11 protein-coding genes are annotated in these 12,662 nt (G+C 51.1%); 6 read left to right on the forward strand and 5 right to left on the reverse strand.

Going from position 1 to position 12,662, the window contains the following annotated elements; genetic code table 11:
- The first annotated feature begins 79 nt into the window (after window positions 1-79).
- From AC5JLP_RS28950 to AC5JLP_RS28960, 3 genes are read left to right on the forward strand one after another with little or no spacing between them, the layout of a single operon-like run.
- Entirely contained in the window at window positions 80-1,018 is a 939-nt protein-coding gene (locus tag AC5JLP_RS28950) for an alpha/beta fold hydrolase (RefSeq protein WP_496071316.1), read from the forward strand.
- On the forward strand, window positions 1,015-1,446 hold the full coding sequence (locus AC5JLP_RS28955; RefSeq protein WP_496071317.1) for a GNAT family N-acetyltransferase: 432 nt from the start codon (window positions 1,015-1,017) through the stop codon (window positions 1,444-1,446). The genes AC5JLP_RS28950 and AC5JLP_RS28955 overlap by 4 nt, the downstream gene beginning before the upstream one ends.
- A 12-nt stretch (window positions 1,447-1,458) precedes the next feature.
- Window positions 1,459-2,391, forward strand: a complete 933-nt coding sequence (locus tag AC5JLP_RS28960; RefSeq protein WP_496071318.1) for a serine hydrolase — start codon at window positions 1,459-1,461, stop codon at window positions 2,389-2,391.
- Between the two features lie 9 nt (window positions 2,392-2,400).
- On the opposite strand, the gene AC5JLP_RS28965 is transcribed toward AC5JLP_RS28960, so the two are convergent.
- The 3 genes from AC5JLP_RS28965 to ctpA all read right to left on the reverse strand — a co-directional run bounded on the left by AC5JLP_RS28965 (window position 2,401) and on the right by ctpA (window position 7,787).
- Window positions 2,401-4,701, reverse strand: coding sequence for a GAF domain-containing protein (locus AC5JLP_RS28965; RefSeq protein ID WP_496071319.1), 2,301 nt, complete (start codon window positions 4,699-4,701; stop codon window positions 2,401-2,403).
- Window positions 4,702-5,271: 570 nt separating this feature from the next.
- The gene (locus AC5JLP_RS28970; protein ID WP_496071320.1) at window positions 5,272-6,528 is read right to left on the reverse strand and encodes an HD domain-containing protein; all 1,257 of its coding nucleotides are present in this window, start codon (window positions 6,526-6,528) and stop codon (window positions 5,272-5,274) included.
- Window positions 6,528-7,787: a carboxyl-terminal processing protease CtpA gene (gene ctpA / locus AC5JLP_RS28975; RefSeq protein ID WP_496071321.1), complete on the reverse strand. Its 1,260-nt coding sequence runs from the start codon at window positions 7,785-7,787 to the stop codon at window positions 6,528-6,530. The genes AC5JLP_RS28970 and ctpA overlap by 1 nt, the downstream gene beginning before the upstream one ends.
- A gap of 264 nt (window positions 7,788-8,051) precedes the next feature.
- On the opposite strand from ctpA, the gene petB reads away from it, so the two are divergent.
- The 3 genes from petB to AC5JLP_RS28990 all read left to right on the forward strand — a co-directional run bounded on the left by petB (window position 8,052) and on the right by AC5JLP_RS28990 (window position 10,029).
- A complete protein-coding gene (gene petB / locus AC5JLP_RS28980) occupies window positions 8,052-8,720 on the forward strand; it encodes a cytochrome b6 (RefSeq protein ID WP_496071322.1) in 669 nt (222 codons plus the stop codon).
- Window positions 8,721-8,851: 131 nt separating this feature from the next.
- A complete protein-coding gene (gene petD / locus AC5JLP_RS28985; RefSeq protein WP_496071323.1) occupies window positions 8,852-9,334 on the forward strand; it encodes a cytochrome b6-f complex subunit IV in 483 nt (160 codons plus the stop codon).
- A 314-nt stretch (window positions 9,335-9,648) separates the two neighbouring features.
- On the forward strand, window positions 9,649-10,029 hold the full coding sequence (locus tag AC5JLP_RS28990) for a hypothetical protein (RefSeq protein WP_496071324.1): 381 nt from the start codon (window positions 9,649-9,651) through the stop codon (window positions 10,027-10,029).
- 152 nt (window positions 10,030-10,181) lie between these two features.
- On the opposite strand, the gene AC5JLP_RS28995 is transcribed toward AC5JLP_RS28990, so the two are convergent.
- Both AC5JLP_RS28995 and AC5JLP_RS29000 read right to left on the reverse strand, forming a co-directional pair.
- Window positions 10,182-10,604 (reverse strand): hypothetical protein, encoded by a 423-nt coding sequence (locus tag AC5JLP_RS28995; RefSeq protein WP_496071325.1) that lies wholly within the window; start codon window positions 10,602-10,604, stop codon window positions 10,182-10,184.
- A 117-nt stretch (window positions 10,605-10,721) separates the two neighbouring features.
- Entirely contained in the window at window positions 10,722-12,599 is a 1,878-nt protein-coding gene (locus AC5JLP_RS29000) for a tetratricopeptide repeat protein (RefSeq protein WP_496071326.1), read from the reverse strand.
- Window positions 12,600-12,662 lie beyond the last annotated feature (63 nt).

Below are 12,662 nucleotides of genomic sequence, written 5' to 3' on the forward strand. Positions count from 1 at the left end.
CGGAGAAACAGAGCAGTAGATCACGGTTGTTCTTATCGTGCAGCGGTAAAGCGCACCAAAATGTTGCATCCTAGTAGGCATGCAAGCTCAACCTTCAACCACACATCCAATGGGCGAAACGACGCCGTTTTATACGTGGCAGAACTACCGCTGCGCCTACGATCGCCTTGCCCCAAATGGTTCTGCTCATGGTTTACCGCTTTTGCTCATCCACCCGATCGGGGTGGGGTTATCACGTACCTTTTGGCAACGGTTCTGCGATGAGTGGTCTCGCACCGGGCAGCAAAATCCGATCTACAACCCTGATCTGCTGGGGTGTGGTGAAAGCGCCATGCCGTCGATCGCCTACTACCCCTCAGATTGGGCAAAGCAGCTTCAGTATTTCTTGCAAACGGTGATTCAAACACCCGTTGTCGTGGTGGTGCAAGGAGCATTGCTACCTGTGGCGATCGAGCTTGTGCATCTACAGCCGGATCTCATTCGAGGACTGGTGATGAGTGGCCCACCTGCCCGCACCTTGATTGCTAACACAACGCCGACCTGGCAACAGCGGGTTAGCTGGAATCTATTCGATTCGCCTTTGGGCAATGGCTTCTACCGCTACGCGCGACGATCGCAATTCCTACACTCTTTCTCCACCCGGCAACTTTTTGCCACGGCTGCTGGTGTGGATGCAGAGTGGCTAGCCATGCTCAGGCAAGGGTCGGCTGATCTGGATAGCCGTCATGCTGTATTCTCGTTCTTGGCAGGTTTCTGGCGGCAGGACTATACGAGCAAACTGAAGGCAATCGCCCAGCCAACCTTGATCGCAATGGGTGAGCAAGCGTCTAGCATCAGCCGCAAAGGCAAGTCAGAAACGCCAGACGAACGGCTGCAAGATTATCTCGCTCACTTACCTCACAGCGAAGGCGTGAAGCTGCCGGGACGCAACGTGTTGCCCTATGAATCAACTGCCGCATTTGTCGAGGCGATCGTGCCTTTCATCCAACGATTACAAGCGGCTGGAGTCAAGGAATGAAGGCGATCGAAACTCGATCTGCATCAGAAGCCGACTTTAATTTTTTAGTGGATCTCCATCGGCAAACCTTTCGGAGCTACGTTGAGCAGAACTGGAGTTGGGATGAAGTCCGCCAGAGGCAAGAATTGCACGAAGACTTTCACGCCTTTCCCTATGACGTGGTGTGCGATGGAGGAGTCGCGATCGGTGTTATCTCGGTTGTTGACGAGGGAGAGGCGCTTCTTCTCCAATACATCGCCATTCTGCCAACCCATCAGCGGCAGGGGTTGGGCACTCAACTTGTGCGTCAATTACAGGCTCAAGCCTTTGAAAAAGGCGTACCTGTCACACTGCATGTGTTGAAAATTAATCCCGCGAAAGCACTGTATGAACGTCTTGGTTTTGTGGTGACAGGTGAAGATGAGTACCGCTACTTTATGAGAGCGTGAAGTGAGATGAGTATGTTTTTCCACAAAGATGAGCCACTGGAAGCGGTGGGCGATCGCATCCTGGAAGCTACGTGGGCGGCGTTTCCAGGGTTAGCCCGTAACCAGTTAGCGATGACCTGGTTGGTCTACGATCCGCCTTCGCCCATGAATACGGGTGGGGCTTTAAGCGCTGAGGCATTCTGGCAATATGCTCCCCATGGTTTTAGCTATCGCGGCGTTGAGAGTATCTATCCTGCTAGCGTGGTCAAATTGTTTTACCTGGTGGCAATCCACGAATGGTTAGAGCAAGGGATGACGCAGCCTTCAGCAGAAGTGGAACGGGCGGTCAAAGATATGATTGTGGACTCCAGCAACGACGCCACGAGCCTGGTTGTAGACGTTCTAACCGGAACCACCAGTGGTCCTGAGTTGCCTGCCGCTCCCTTTGAAACCTGGAAACAGCAGCGTAATCTGGTCAATCGCTACTTTCAATCGCTCGCCTGGACAGAACTGGAAACCATTAACGTGAACCAGAAAACGTGGTGCGACGGTGCCTATGGGCGGGAACGAGCGTTTTTGGGCGAGCTGATGGATAACCGCAATAGGTTAACAACAACCGCTACCGCACGCTTGCTGCACAGCATTGTGGGGGGTGTTGCGATCTCAGCGACCCGATCGCAGTCCATGATGCAGTTGTTAAAGCGATCGCTGAATCCGGCGGATCTGGCGGCTGACCCCGAAAATCAAGTGACAGGCTTTTTGGGTGCAGGACTGCCATTGAAAGCTCATCTTTGGTCAAAGGCCGGATTGATGAGCCGTGTGCGTCACGATGCCGCGTATATTGAGCTGCCCAATGCGGCACCTTATCTGCTCGTCATCTTTACAGAAGGCACGGCCCACAGCCAGAATGAGGCCATTCTACCGTTCATCTCGCGGCAGGTTGCAGAGGCTGTGGTTAATTTTTAGTGCTGAGAGTTAGCTGTGCTTCTGTGGCGAGGGGCGTTGAGGCGCTGCTGGTGCTGATGTCGCAAACGTGATGATAAAGGTTGTTTGCTGATTGGCACTTTCAACGTGGATGCTAGCTCCCAAGTGTTCGATCAATCGGTTAACTAAGGCCAAGCCTAAGCCAGTACCGCCATGCTTCCAGGGGTCGCTGTTGGGAATGCGGTAAAACTTGTCAAAGATACGATCGAGTTCGCTCTCGGCAATCTCAGTGCCCGTATTGCTGACGTGAAGCTGGATTGTATCCGCTGTGGTCTTAGCTAACACATGGATGGTTTCACCAGAAGGTGTGTATTTGAGCGCATTTTGCAAAAGTTCAGTCACAATGCGCTCCAAGCAGGCAAAATCAGTGGTCAAGAATGGCAGATCAGCCGGTACATCAATCAGAAGGTGTTGCTGCTGACTTTTGGCACGATCGACCAACGGAGCCACCACACGCGGAATCCAGTGCTGTAACGGTTGAGTCGTTAGCGTTAAGGTATCCGCACCAGATTCGACGAGAGAAAGATCTAACAAGTCGTTAATCAGATTGATTTCGCGCTGACACTCATCCTGCAAGACTTTAAAGTACTGGGGAATGCGGCTTGACTCGTGGTTAAAGAGTCCTGTCTGCTTGAAGATGATCTCCAGCATTTGAGTCGCCATTTTGATATTTGCCATCGGTGTTCTTAGTTCATGAGATACCGAACTGAGGAAATCATCTTTAAGGTAGTTCAATTGCTCCAGGCCGCTCACCTGGGCTTGAATTTCTCGGTACAGACGTGACTGGCGGAGGGCGATCGCGCACTGGTTTGCAACTTGCTGCACCAAACGCACTTCTGATTCGCTAAAAAACTGCTCACGCGGTCGAAAAAGCCACATGTCCCCCAAAATGCCCTGGCCGTCGATAAGAGGGCAACTCAGAATGGCATATTGGTGGCTGACTTTGCGAAAGGCTTCTAAAGGGGTACGAAGCACACAAAACTGTACCCATCGCCCCTCTAGTATTTCCTGACCCACATCTGCTAGGTCTGGTATAGGAATCACAGCCCCTTTGGCCGTTTCAAACGTATCCGATCGAATCGCCTCGTAGCAAATCGTGATGGCGTTGTGTACCGGATCGTAAAGTCCTGTATCGCAACACAAAACATTCAACTCAGCGGCTAATTCCTGCACGGTTGTTTGCAGAATGTGACGCTCATCCAGACTATCGCGCATGCGATCGGTGATCCGTTTCAGCAGGGCTTCGTAGTCGAGCGCCTTGCGAAGTTGAATGGTGCGTTCCTGAACCTGAATCTCCAGAGTCTCATTTAGTTGACGCACTTGCTGATACAGTTGCGATTGCTGAATAGCAATCGCTAATTGATCCACTACTGCACAGGCAAGCTCCACTTCCGAGTCTTGCCAGCGTCGGTATTGATCTCGAATGAGTGCCAGACACCCCCAAAGCCGAGCATCAAAATGAAGTGGCACCAGTAGCCAGGTACCTGGTAAGAGTTGGGCATATTGGCTCACAGTAGCGTCGGGATGTTGGGCCACATCTTCTAACTGCACCACTTCCAGGCGCTTTAGCTGGGCGATCGGCTCATTAGGGTCATCCGCAAACTCCATTCCTGCAATATTGTGAAGCTGCTGGTTGTAATGGCTGTCTGATACCACCTTCCAAACAGGGCGCTCTGCCAAATATTGAATGATGTCGGCTCGATCGGCCTGAAGCAGTTGAGCAATTTCTGTCGTAGCTGTGGCAAAGATCGTGTTCAAGTCCAGTGAGTTCCGAATCACTTGAATCACGCGATTCAAAGCTTGCTCCCGTTGTGCCTGGACTCGAAGCTGGTCATAGAAGTAGGAATCCATCTCATGTTGAGCCTCAATCACATGCCTACCCCGTAACAGTTCGGTAGACTGCTTGCGCCAAACAGATGGATCAAGTGCTTGAAGCAAACTATGCTCTGTCACCACGCCTAAAACGTGTCGTTCCTGATGCACAACTGGCAGGTGCTGCACGTTATGCTGTTGCATCATCTGCCAGGCGATATCCGATGCGTCAGAAGGGTTGAGGGTGATGGGCGATCGCGTCATCACGGCTGCAACAGGTGTCAGCGTTGGGTTCATGCCTACCGCGATCGCTTTCAGGCAGTCACGCGCGGTGCAAAGACCAACTAATTGCTGTTGCTCCAGCACTAGCACGCAGTCAGTCTGACGTTGACTCATGCCTTGAATCGCCTCTAACACCGTTGCATCAGACGCTAGAGTAAAAGGCTGTTGCTGCATCGCGTGGGCTGGCGGAATTTGCATGTCACCAGAAGTAGAGAGCAAACATCTGCAAACGGGCTTGTTTACATCAAGCCAGATCCTCAACAACTTGCTTCAGTCCAAGGTTCCAGCAATGTAGCAATCCTATTTGGCTGGTGAAAAAGCTTCTGAACGAATCCTTCTTCAAAGCCTCTTCGTTTTACAGTTGCTTCAAGAATGCGATAGATGTCATATCAATTACAACAAACAATACAGCTACAGCAAACAATACGACAGATCACTGGACTCTAAATGTAAAAAAGCAAGGCTTGAATCAAACATCGGTTTGGCATCTATAGCGATCCTGTTTGGATTGTGAGAAAGGATTCCACTGGAATCCTTTCTCACAAAGCCTCTCAATCTCACAAATGATTTAGGACTGCTATAGCTCATACGTTCGCGTTCTAAAGGGCAAACACTTACTGCTACGTGTCAGGAACTTTTGCATCGTAACCTTTGCGTACTAAAACACCTCGAATGATGACGTATATTTGCTTAAGCGTAACGAGTAACACTCAAGAAGTCATCCGACAGTTAGCTGAACGGCACACGTTTGCGATCGCTTCTGTCGCCTCAGGGTGCTTTCAATAGCGCAGACAGGGCAGGCTCGATCGCGCGTGGGTAGATCAGCCATGCTCGCTCATAAGGAGTGGTTAACGTTTGCACCAGGGGAGACAATTCGCTTAATTCCTGCAATCCCTGGGTAGTTTGACACCTGATTCCACGCTGATAAAGGGTATAGCCACGGCTCAGAGATACTTGCAAACCGACATAATAGGTCGCGTTGCTCGGTGTGAGCCGTTGATAGACAGACTGTAACAGGGCTTGACGCTCCTCCTGAGCGAGATGCGTGACATCCAGTGCCTTGGGTAAATCACGATCGATAAACCGTCGGCACAGATCAGCCAAAAGCGGATCGTCACTGGTTTGCCAGCGTTGCAGGTGATAGGTAAAAACACCATCGTCCGCCGCGAGATACTGCTGCAAGGGCAGGCGTGGACAGTCTCCAGAGAGCCATGCCTTGACGGTATCATCGACCTCTAGCCAGCCTTGCTGCAACAACTCACGAGCACGCACAAACGCTTGCTGCAACACCCAACAGGCAGCAATGTTTTTGGGATGGTTGTATACCTGGGCATACATGAAGTAGCGCACGATTAAGTAATGCTCAACAGCAGTCATGCCTTTCCGTGCGACCACAAGCTGCTGCGTCACTGGGTCGTAGCGCATCGCCATGAGAATCCGATCTAAATCGATTCTGCCGTAGGAGGCTCCGGTAAAGTAGCTATCGCGCATCAGGTAATCGAGGCGATCGCAGTCCAATTGGCTTGATACCAGTTGCCAGACCAGCGGGATGGGATGCTTTTTCACGTAGACCTGAAGTATTTGCCCTAGCAGCGTGGGATCAAGGGCATCCAACGCGTCTCGAATGGGTTGCGACTCCTGCAAAATGCGACCCGTCCAGTGCTCATGGTTGCTGCCAAAAACGTCTTCTCCAGTGTGGCTAAACGGCCCGTGCCCAATGTCATGCAGTAAAGCCGCGCAAAGCACAACCGCACGGTAGGGCTGAAGCTGGGGATAGGATTTGGCTAAACGATCGAAGGCTCGACGTGCGATCGCCAGTACCCCAATTGAATGCGTGAACCGTGAACTCTCAGCACCATGAAAGGTAAGGCTGGCTGGCCCCAACTGCCGTACCCGCCGCAGCCGCTGAAAGGCAGGTGTATCAATTAACCGAATGAGTAACGCTTCAGTGGGATCGCTGCCATCCAGCGCGATCGCGCCATGCAGCGGGTCGTGATAGGTGCGCTCGGCAGGCAGCCCTGGCATCAGGCAGCCCCAGCAATCATGGAATGGGTAGTCAACAGCTCTACAGCGGTTTGATACTGGCGATCGTCGGGTGTTGCTACTTGTGCACCTGTAATGGGATCAAGTGGCACGGTCACATCTGGCTTAATGCCAAGTTTATTGATATCAATGTGAGCAGGCGTTTCATACTTTGCGACTGTCACAGCCAATCCCGACCCATCGGATAAATCGAAGAGGGATTGAATCAAGCCTTTGCCAAAGGTCTTTTCGCCCAAAATCGTAGCGCGACCATTATCCTTCAAAGCTCCGGCGAGGATTTCACTGGCGCTGGCTGTGCCCTGGTTGACCAGCACCACCAGGGGATCGCTTGTCAAAGCTTGCTCTGTGGCCTCAAAACTGCCTTGAATGCCTTGTCGATTCACGGTGTAGACGATCGTGCCTTTGTTGAGCCAGAGACGAGCGATCTCAATGCCTGCTTGCAGCAACCCACCCGGATTATTCCGCAAGTCCAAAATGTATGAATCTGCCCCTTGCTTTTCCAGACGTTCGATGGCGTGAGCAAGTTCAACCGTGGCATTCGCATTAAATTGGCTCAAGCGAATATAGCCAACGTTGGCAGGAGTATCCTTGTTTGCCGAAGGAGGCTGCGATCGCAATTCGGCATAGACTGGATTCAATTCAATGCGAGCGCGCACCACGTTCAGTTCAATCGGTGCCTCGCTTTCGCGTTGAATCGTCAGCGTCACCTGGCTACCAATGATGCCCCGCATCCTTGCGGCTGCTTCATCAAGTGTCAGAGTCGCTGTGGGCACTCCGTCAATTTTCACAATAGTGTCGGCTGGCTTGACTCCTGCGCGATCGGCAGGTGAGCCTGCAATGGGTGCAATCACGCGTAACTTGCCTGTCTCGGCATCCGACGCAATTTGCAATCCAACGCCAGTTAGTTCGCCAGAGGTGTTGGTCTGTAAACTTCGGTATTGCACAGGTTTGAGTAACCGCGTAAACGGGTCATCCAAACTTGTCAGCATTTGTTGAATGGCTGCATAGGTCTGCTCACGATCGCCCAACGGCTGCTTAAACGCTTTCTGGCGCACCAGCCACCAGTTTTGATGGTTAAACGTGTCGTCTACATAAGCACGATCAACCAATCGCCAAACTTCTGCCAGCAGCTTTTGCTCATCCGTTAGTGCCTGCGCTTGCGGCACGGCCCAACCCAACGTGATCAAAACCGTTAACAGAACAGCGATAAGCCGTCTAGCCCAGGAGTGATTTTTGCTCATAGTGACTAATCTTAACGTCAGTCAGAGAAAGTCTGCTACTAGCTACCGTGCGATCGCACCATTAGGCAGACCATCGGCTTTAGAAAACTTTATCTGACCTTAAGGATTGCCAGCCTCAGTCGCGCCGGATGGCAAACGCGAGAAGACCCCTGTGCTACTAGACGATCGAGCCATCATAATGATTCGTTTTTCGCATGAAAAGCAGCCTGTGTCTGTGTTACATTCTTTAGGAACAGCAATACATCTTTTAGGAATTCTTGCTTCATGTTCACTAAGCAGGTAACCGACTCGAAAGCATACCAATGGTTCGAGGAGCGGTTAGAGGTTCAGGCACTCGCCGACGATATTTCTAGCAAGTACGTCCCTCCCCACGTAAACATTTTTTACTGTCTAGGCGGCATTACGTTAGTTTGCTTCCTCATCCAGTTCGCTACTGGGTTTGCGATGACCTTTTACTACAGGCCCACTGTGGCAGAAGCGTTTGAATCCGTTCAGTACATCATGAACGAAGTTAGCTTTGGCTGGCTCATTCGCTCTATTCACCGCTGGTCTGCCAGCATGATGGTGCTCATGATGATTCTGCATGTGTTCCGGGTTTATTTGACGGGTGGCTTTAAAAAGCCCCGTGAATTGACCTGGGTTACAGGCGTTATCCTTGCCGTCATCACGGTCTCTTTTGGGGTGACAGGTTACTCACTGCCCTGGGATCAGATTGGTTATTGGGCAGTCAAGATTGTGTCTGGCGTACCCGAAGCCATTCCAGTGGTTGGCGTACTCATTTCTGATTTGCTACGGGGCGGTTCTAGCGTTGGTCAGGCAACTCTAACCCGTTATTACAGCGCTCACACGTTCGTCCTGCCCTGGTTGATTGCAGTCTTCATGCTGCTGCACTTTTTGATGATTCGCAAGCAAGGTATTTCTGGCCCGTTGTAAGGGTTTTCTGACGACGATCCGGGATAGGTGCTTATTTCGGATCAGACCTTATATAGTGGAAACTACTTTGCTCAGACTTCACTGCTTGCACCCCCTGCCGACTTCAGAACAAATAGGAGAGCGATTTTACTATGGCAACGGTTAAAAAACCGGATCTATCCGATCCTCAGTTGCGTGCCAAGCTTGCCAAGGGTATGGGTCACAATTATTATGGTGAGCCTGCATGGCCTAACGATTTGCTCTATATCTTTCCAGTGGTGATTCTGGGAACGATCGCGCTTAACGTGGGTCTCGCAGTGCTCGATCCGGCAACGATTGGCGAACCTGCTGATCCCTTTGCAACCCCGCTAGAAATTTTGCCGGAATGGTATCTTTACCCGGTGTTCCAAATCTTGCGGACTGTCCCTAACAAGCTGTTGGGTGTAGTAGCAATGGCTTCGGTACCATTGGGCTTGATTGTCATTCCTTTCATCGAGAGCGTAAACAAGTTTCAGAATCCGTTCCGCCGTCCCGTTGCAACAACCGTGTTTTTGGTTGGAACACTGGTGACGCTCTGGCTTGGTATTGGCGCGGCCTTCCCTATTGACAAGTCTCTGACGCTTGGTTTGTTCTAGATCATCCGTTTCTGGACTAATAGAGACTCGTTTGTATCAACACCTGTTGGGTTCTCTTAATGGCAGCTTGCTATGGGAGAGTTCGATGGGTGTTATTTTGTAGCGCGGAACTTACGCATTCTGACCAAAGCCTCGGAGGTTTAAGCGACTATGTTTAGTTACAATATCTGATGCTTGGTTGAAACCTCCGAGGTTTGCATAAGTCCTAAATAGTAGGGATCTCTACCCAAACAGGTAGGGAATTTCTCTTAGGCACCGGGGCAATTTCTCAGTAGGATAGGAGTATTCGAGACGACGTTGTGCAGGAGACTGCCGTGAACCAGGATAGTTTTAAGCATTTTCAAAGCGGCTTCGCTGAGGTCAGTCGCTGGCTGTTGCCGTTTGCCATCATCTGGCTATTAGGCGCGATCGGCCTTGGCTGGTTGGTCAAATCATTTTTGATTCTGGTTGGTTTGATTATCATTACACCTGTGATCGCCTTTTTTGGGTTTCGTTGGTGGTTAAAACGTAATCTCATTCAGTCAGATTGTCCTGTATGTCACCATGAATTTTTCAGCCTGAACCAGACAGAGTTTGTCTGCCCTAGCTGTAGTGAGCCGTTGAAGGTTGAGAACGGACACTTTAGCCGTTTTACTCCGCCTGGAACGATCGATGTCAGTGCCGTCGAGGTGTCCGCCCAGACGTTTGATGACTAGCCTACCAAGGGCGCTTATGTCAGGGGTGAAGATCGTATTTAAGAAGTATTCTGCATAAAATTAAAGAGGGGGACGCTGCATGCAGCGTCCCCCTCTTTGCTGATTGTCTTTAAACCACTAATAGCATGCCAACACTTTCTGTTTCTCGCACTCTAGCTGCGAGAAACAGAAAGTGTATAGGGATGTTGACCTTTGGCCCGATCGCCCACGTACACCGAGTAGGTACCTTTGCTCCACCGTCCGGGAATTGTAATTTTGCCATTCGAGTACTCATCGGCTGGCACACAAAAATCTTGCCCAGAACCGCTGCGGATCAGCAGAGTGGGCTCACCAGAGGATTGCACTGTAAATTGCAAGTTGGCATCGTCCGTAATCTGAATGACGTGGTTGGGAGTCGCAGCAATGGAGCCAGCGCACCCTTTGGCATCGCGCTTGCTGCCACCGGATGTTCCACTCAGTTGAATCGTTTGTGAGTTGGGCGTGATCGCAACGGACTGACTGAGAGCGGTTGAAGCGGTTCCCCAGGCGATCGCAGTTGCCATTGGAATCACTAACCAGCGTTGAAAGGCGTTCATTTGACTCATCTCCACCAACACCTGAAACACATGAATATATTCAGTATTACAAGTGACAAAAGTAATCAATCAGCAAATGTACCTGTTTGTGGAGTGGCACGTGTGAGATGGCACTCCCTATTCAAGCTGCCGATACTGCTCAAGCAAAACGGGCAGATGATCATAGCCGTCAACGCCAATCGTCGGAATCAGTTCAGGGCGAAGCTGGGCTAAGATCGTCGCGAATGTCTCACCAAGCTGTCCTTTGAGAATGGTCAACAGTCCTGCGGGTTGCCGCCACTCACGCGAGGCGATGCTTTCGAGGAAGTACATACCCAGGCAACCTGTGTAGATGGCTCTGTTACTATCTTGTAAGCGGTAGTAGGCTTCTGCTAAGTACGCGAGGTTCTGCCCTTGCAAGTATAAATCCCCCGAAACCTGAGCGGCTTTGAGTCCCTCTAATAAATGCTCGACCGCGGCTTTGGGTTGCTCTAACACGACATGCGCAATGCCCAGGCTGTTAAAGGCGAATGCTTGGCTTTGACGATCGCCCAACTGTTCCGCCAGCTTCAAGCCTTGCTGTAAGTAGTTAATGGCCGTTTCGTAGACTTCTGGTTCGGCTTGCTCCACCTGTTGCGCTTGCAGCACTTCGCTGTAGCCCAGGTTTACCAGAGCATTGGCCTCCCCCAAGCGATCGCCCGACTGACGGCTCAAAATCAGCGCTCTTTGGCTGTAATTAATGGCTTCGCTGTAGCGTTTCTGAGCCACACAAGTCCGGCTGAGATGGTTGAGGTTGGCAATCTCACAGGGACGATCGCCTGCTTCGGCTGCAATCTCTCTGGCAATATCGTGAAATTCTTTGGCTCGATCGAGCAATCCTTGTGCCCGTTCTGAGGAGCCAATCAACGTTAAGATGCGTGCTTTTTCCTGGGTACCTTCAACACGCTTCAGTGGTTCATTCAGGTAGTTCACGATGCTCCGCAGTTGGCTCCCTGGAAACGAAGCAAAAACGCCGCCATAAAGGGGAAAATATGGGCGCTGAGCAAACGATCGCAAAATTTGCAGAGTCACTTGAAATGCCCCCTCTGAAAGTTGGGTGCGATGGAGTGAGTTCAATGCCGTTGCCTGAGCAAACCCTCGCGCCAGTTGAGACCAGATGATTGAGAAAGCTAGAAACGTAGAAATCGATAGCTTTGCACCGACTTTCGCATCGTACACCAGCCGATCGAACCAGGCGATAAGTCCTTGCTGTAGGTACTGTAAGAGAATGACTAATTCAATCCAGGTACGCGTGTCTAAGTTAGCAAGACGAGCGGCAAACTCACTGACAGACTCATTCAGCGACAGTGCCCGAAACAACTGAATGAGTAAAGGATTGGTTAGCTGCTTTGACCACACGGCCCAGGGACTGCTCTGTCCAGGCGTACCTGCAAACCCAAGGGCCTGACCCTGATCGTAGATCCAACTGACAAGGTGGCTTTGCACTCTGTCCCATGACTCAAGTCCTTGACGAATGCCTGCGGCTAACTGGTACAGCTCTTGCTGGGTGTCGGTATCGCTCACGTCGCCCTGCTGTTGAAGTGCAGTGGCAAGTTGTTTGAGTTGCGTGCTGCTTAAGCACTGGGGCTGGTTGGGATCGATCGCGCGCAAAAACTCCGTCAGTCGTTGTGCTGCATCCGCTGCAATCACGGATTGGATCACACTGGCGATCGCTTCGGTTGCCTGGTTCTGCTGTTGCCAGCGTTCCCACTCGCCTTGAATCGTTTGAAGTGCTCGACGGCGACGGGATGCTTTTGCCTGTTTCAGCTCATCGGTTTCTGTCGCAACCTGCACTTGAACGCTTTCAACCTGCGTTTGCAGACTGCGCTCAAACAATTCACCCGTGCCAGGGATAACCCCTTCAACGAGCAACTGATAGACCTGTTCCTTCGAGCGAATATTGCCCTTCAGGGTCATTTGCACAATCTGGTCTAGCAATTGGTTGTAGCGATCGGCGGAAGGAAGAAGCTCTGACATACAGACACGCTAACAAATAAAGTAAGTTGGGTAATCAGGAAAAGCTTTTGCAGCTCTACTCGC

The organism is Stenomitos rutilans, assembly GCF_059505485.1.

What these genes read in the sequence shown, in the direction of transcription:
- petB (WP_496071322.1), top strand. Translation starts at nt 8,052, where the DNA reads ATGTTCACTAAGCAGGTAACCGACTCGAAAGCATACCAATGGTTCGAG.
- petD (WP_496071323.1), top strand. Translation starts at nt 8,852, where the DNA reads ATGGCAACGGTTAAAAAACCGGATCTATCCGATCCTCAGTTGCGTGCC.
- AC5JLP_RS28965 (WP_496071319.1), bottom strand. Translation starts at nt 4,701, where the DNA reads ATGCAAATTCCGCCAGCCCACGCGATGCAGCAACAGCCTTTTACTCTA.
- AC5JLP_RS28960 (WP_496071318.1), top strand. Translation starts at nt 1,459, where the DNA reads ATGTTTTTCCACAAAGATGAGCCACTGGAAGCGGTGGGCGATCGCATC.
- AC5JLP_RS28995 (WP_496071325.1), bottom strand. Translation starts at nt 10,604, where the DNA reads ATGAACGCCTTTCAACGCTGGTTAGTGATTCCAATGGCAACTGCGATC.
- AC5JLP_RS28950 (WP_496071316.1), top strand. Translation starts at nt 80, where the DNA reads ATGCAAGCTCAACCTTCAACCACACATCCAATGGGCGAAACGACGCCG.
- AC5JLP_RS29000 (WP_496071326.1), bottom strand. Translation starts at nt 12,599, where the DNA reads ATGTCAGAGCTTCTTCCTTCCGCCGATCGCTACAACCAATTGCTAGAC.
- AC5JLP_RS28955 (WP_496071317.1), top strand. Translation starts at nt 1,015, where the DNA reads ATGAAGGCGATCGAAACTCGATCTGCATCAGAAGCCGACTTTAATTTT.
- ctpA (WP_496071321.1), bottom strand. Translation starts at nt 7,787, where the DNA reads ATGAGCAAAAATCACTCCTGGGCTAGACGGCTTATCGCTGTTCTGTTA.
- AC5JLP_RS28970 (WP_496071320.1), bottom strand. Translation starts at nt 6,528, where the DNA reads ATGCCAGGGCTGCCTGCCGAGCGCACCTATCACGACCCGCTGCATGGC.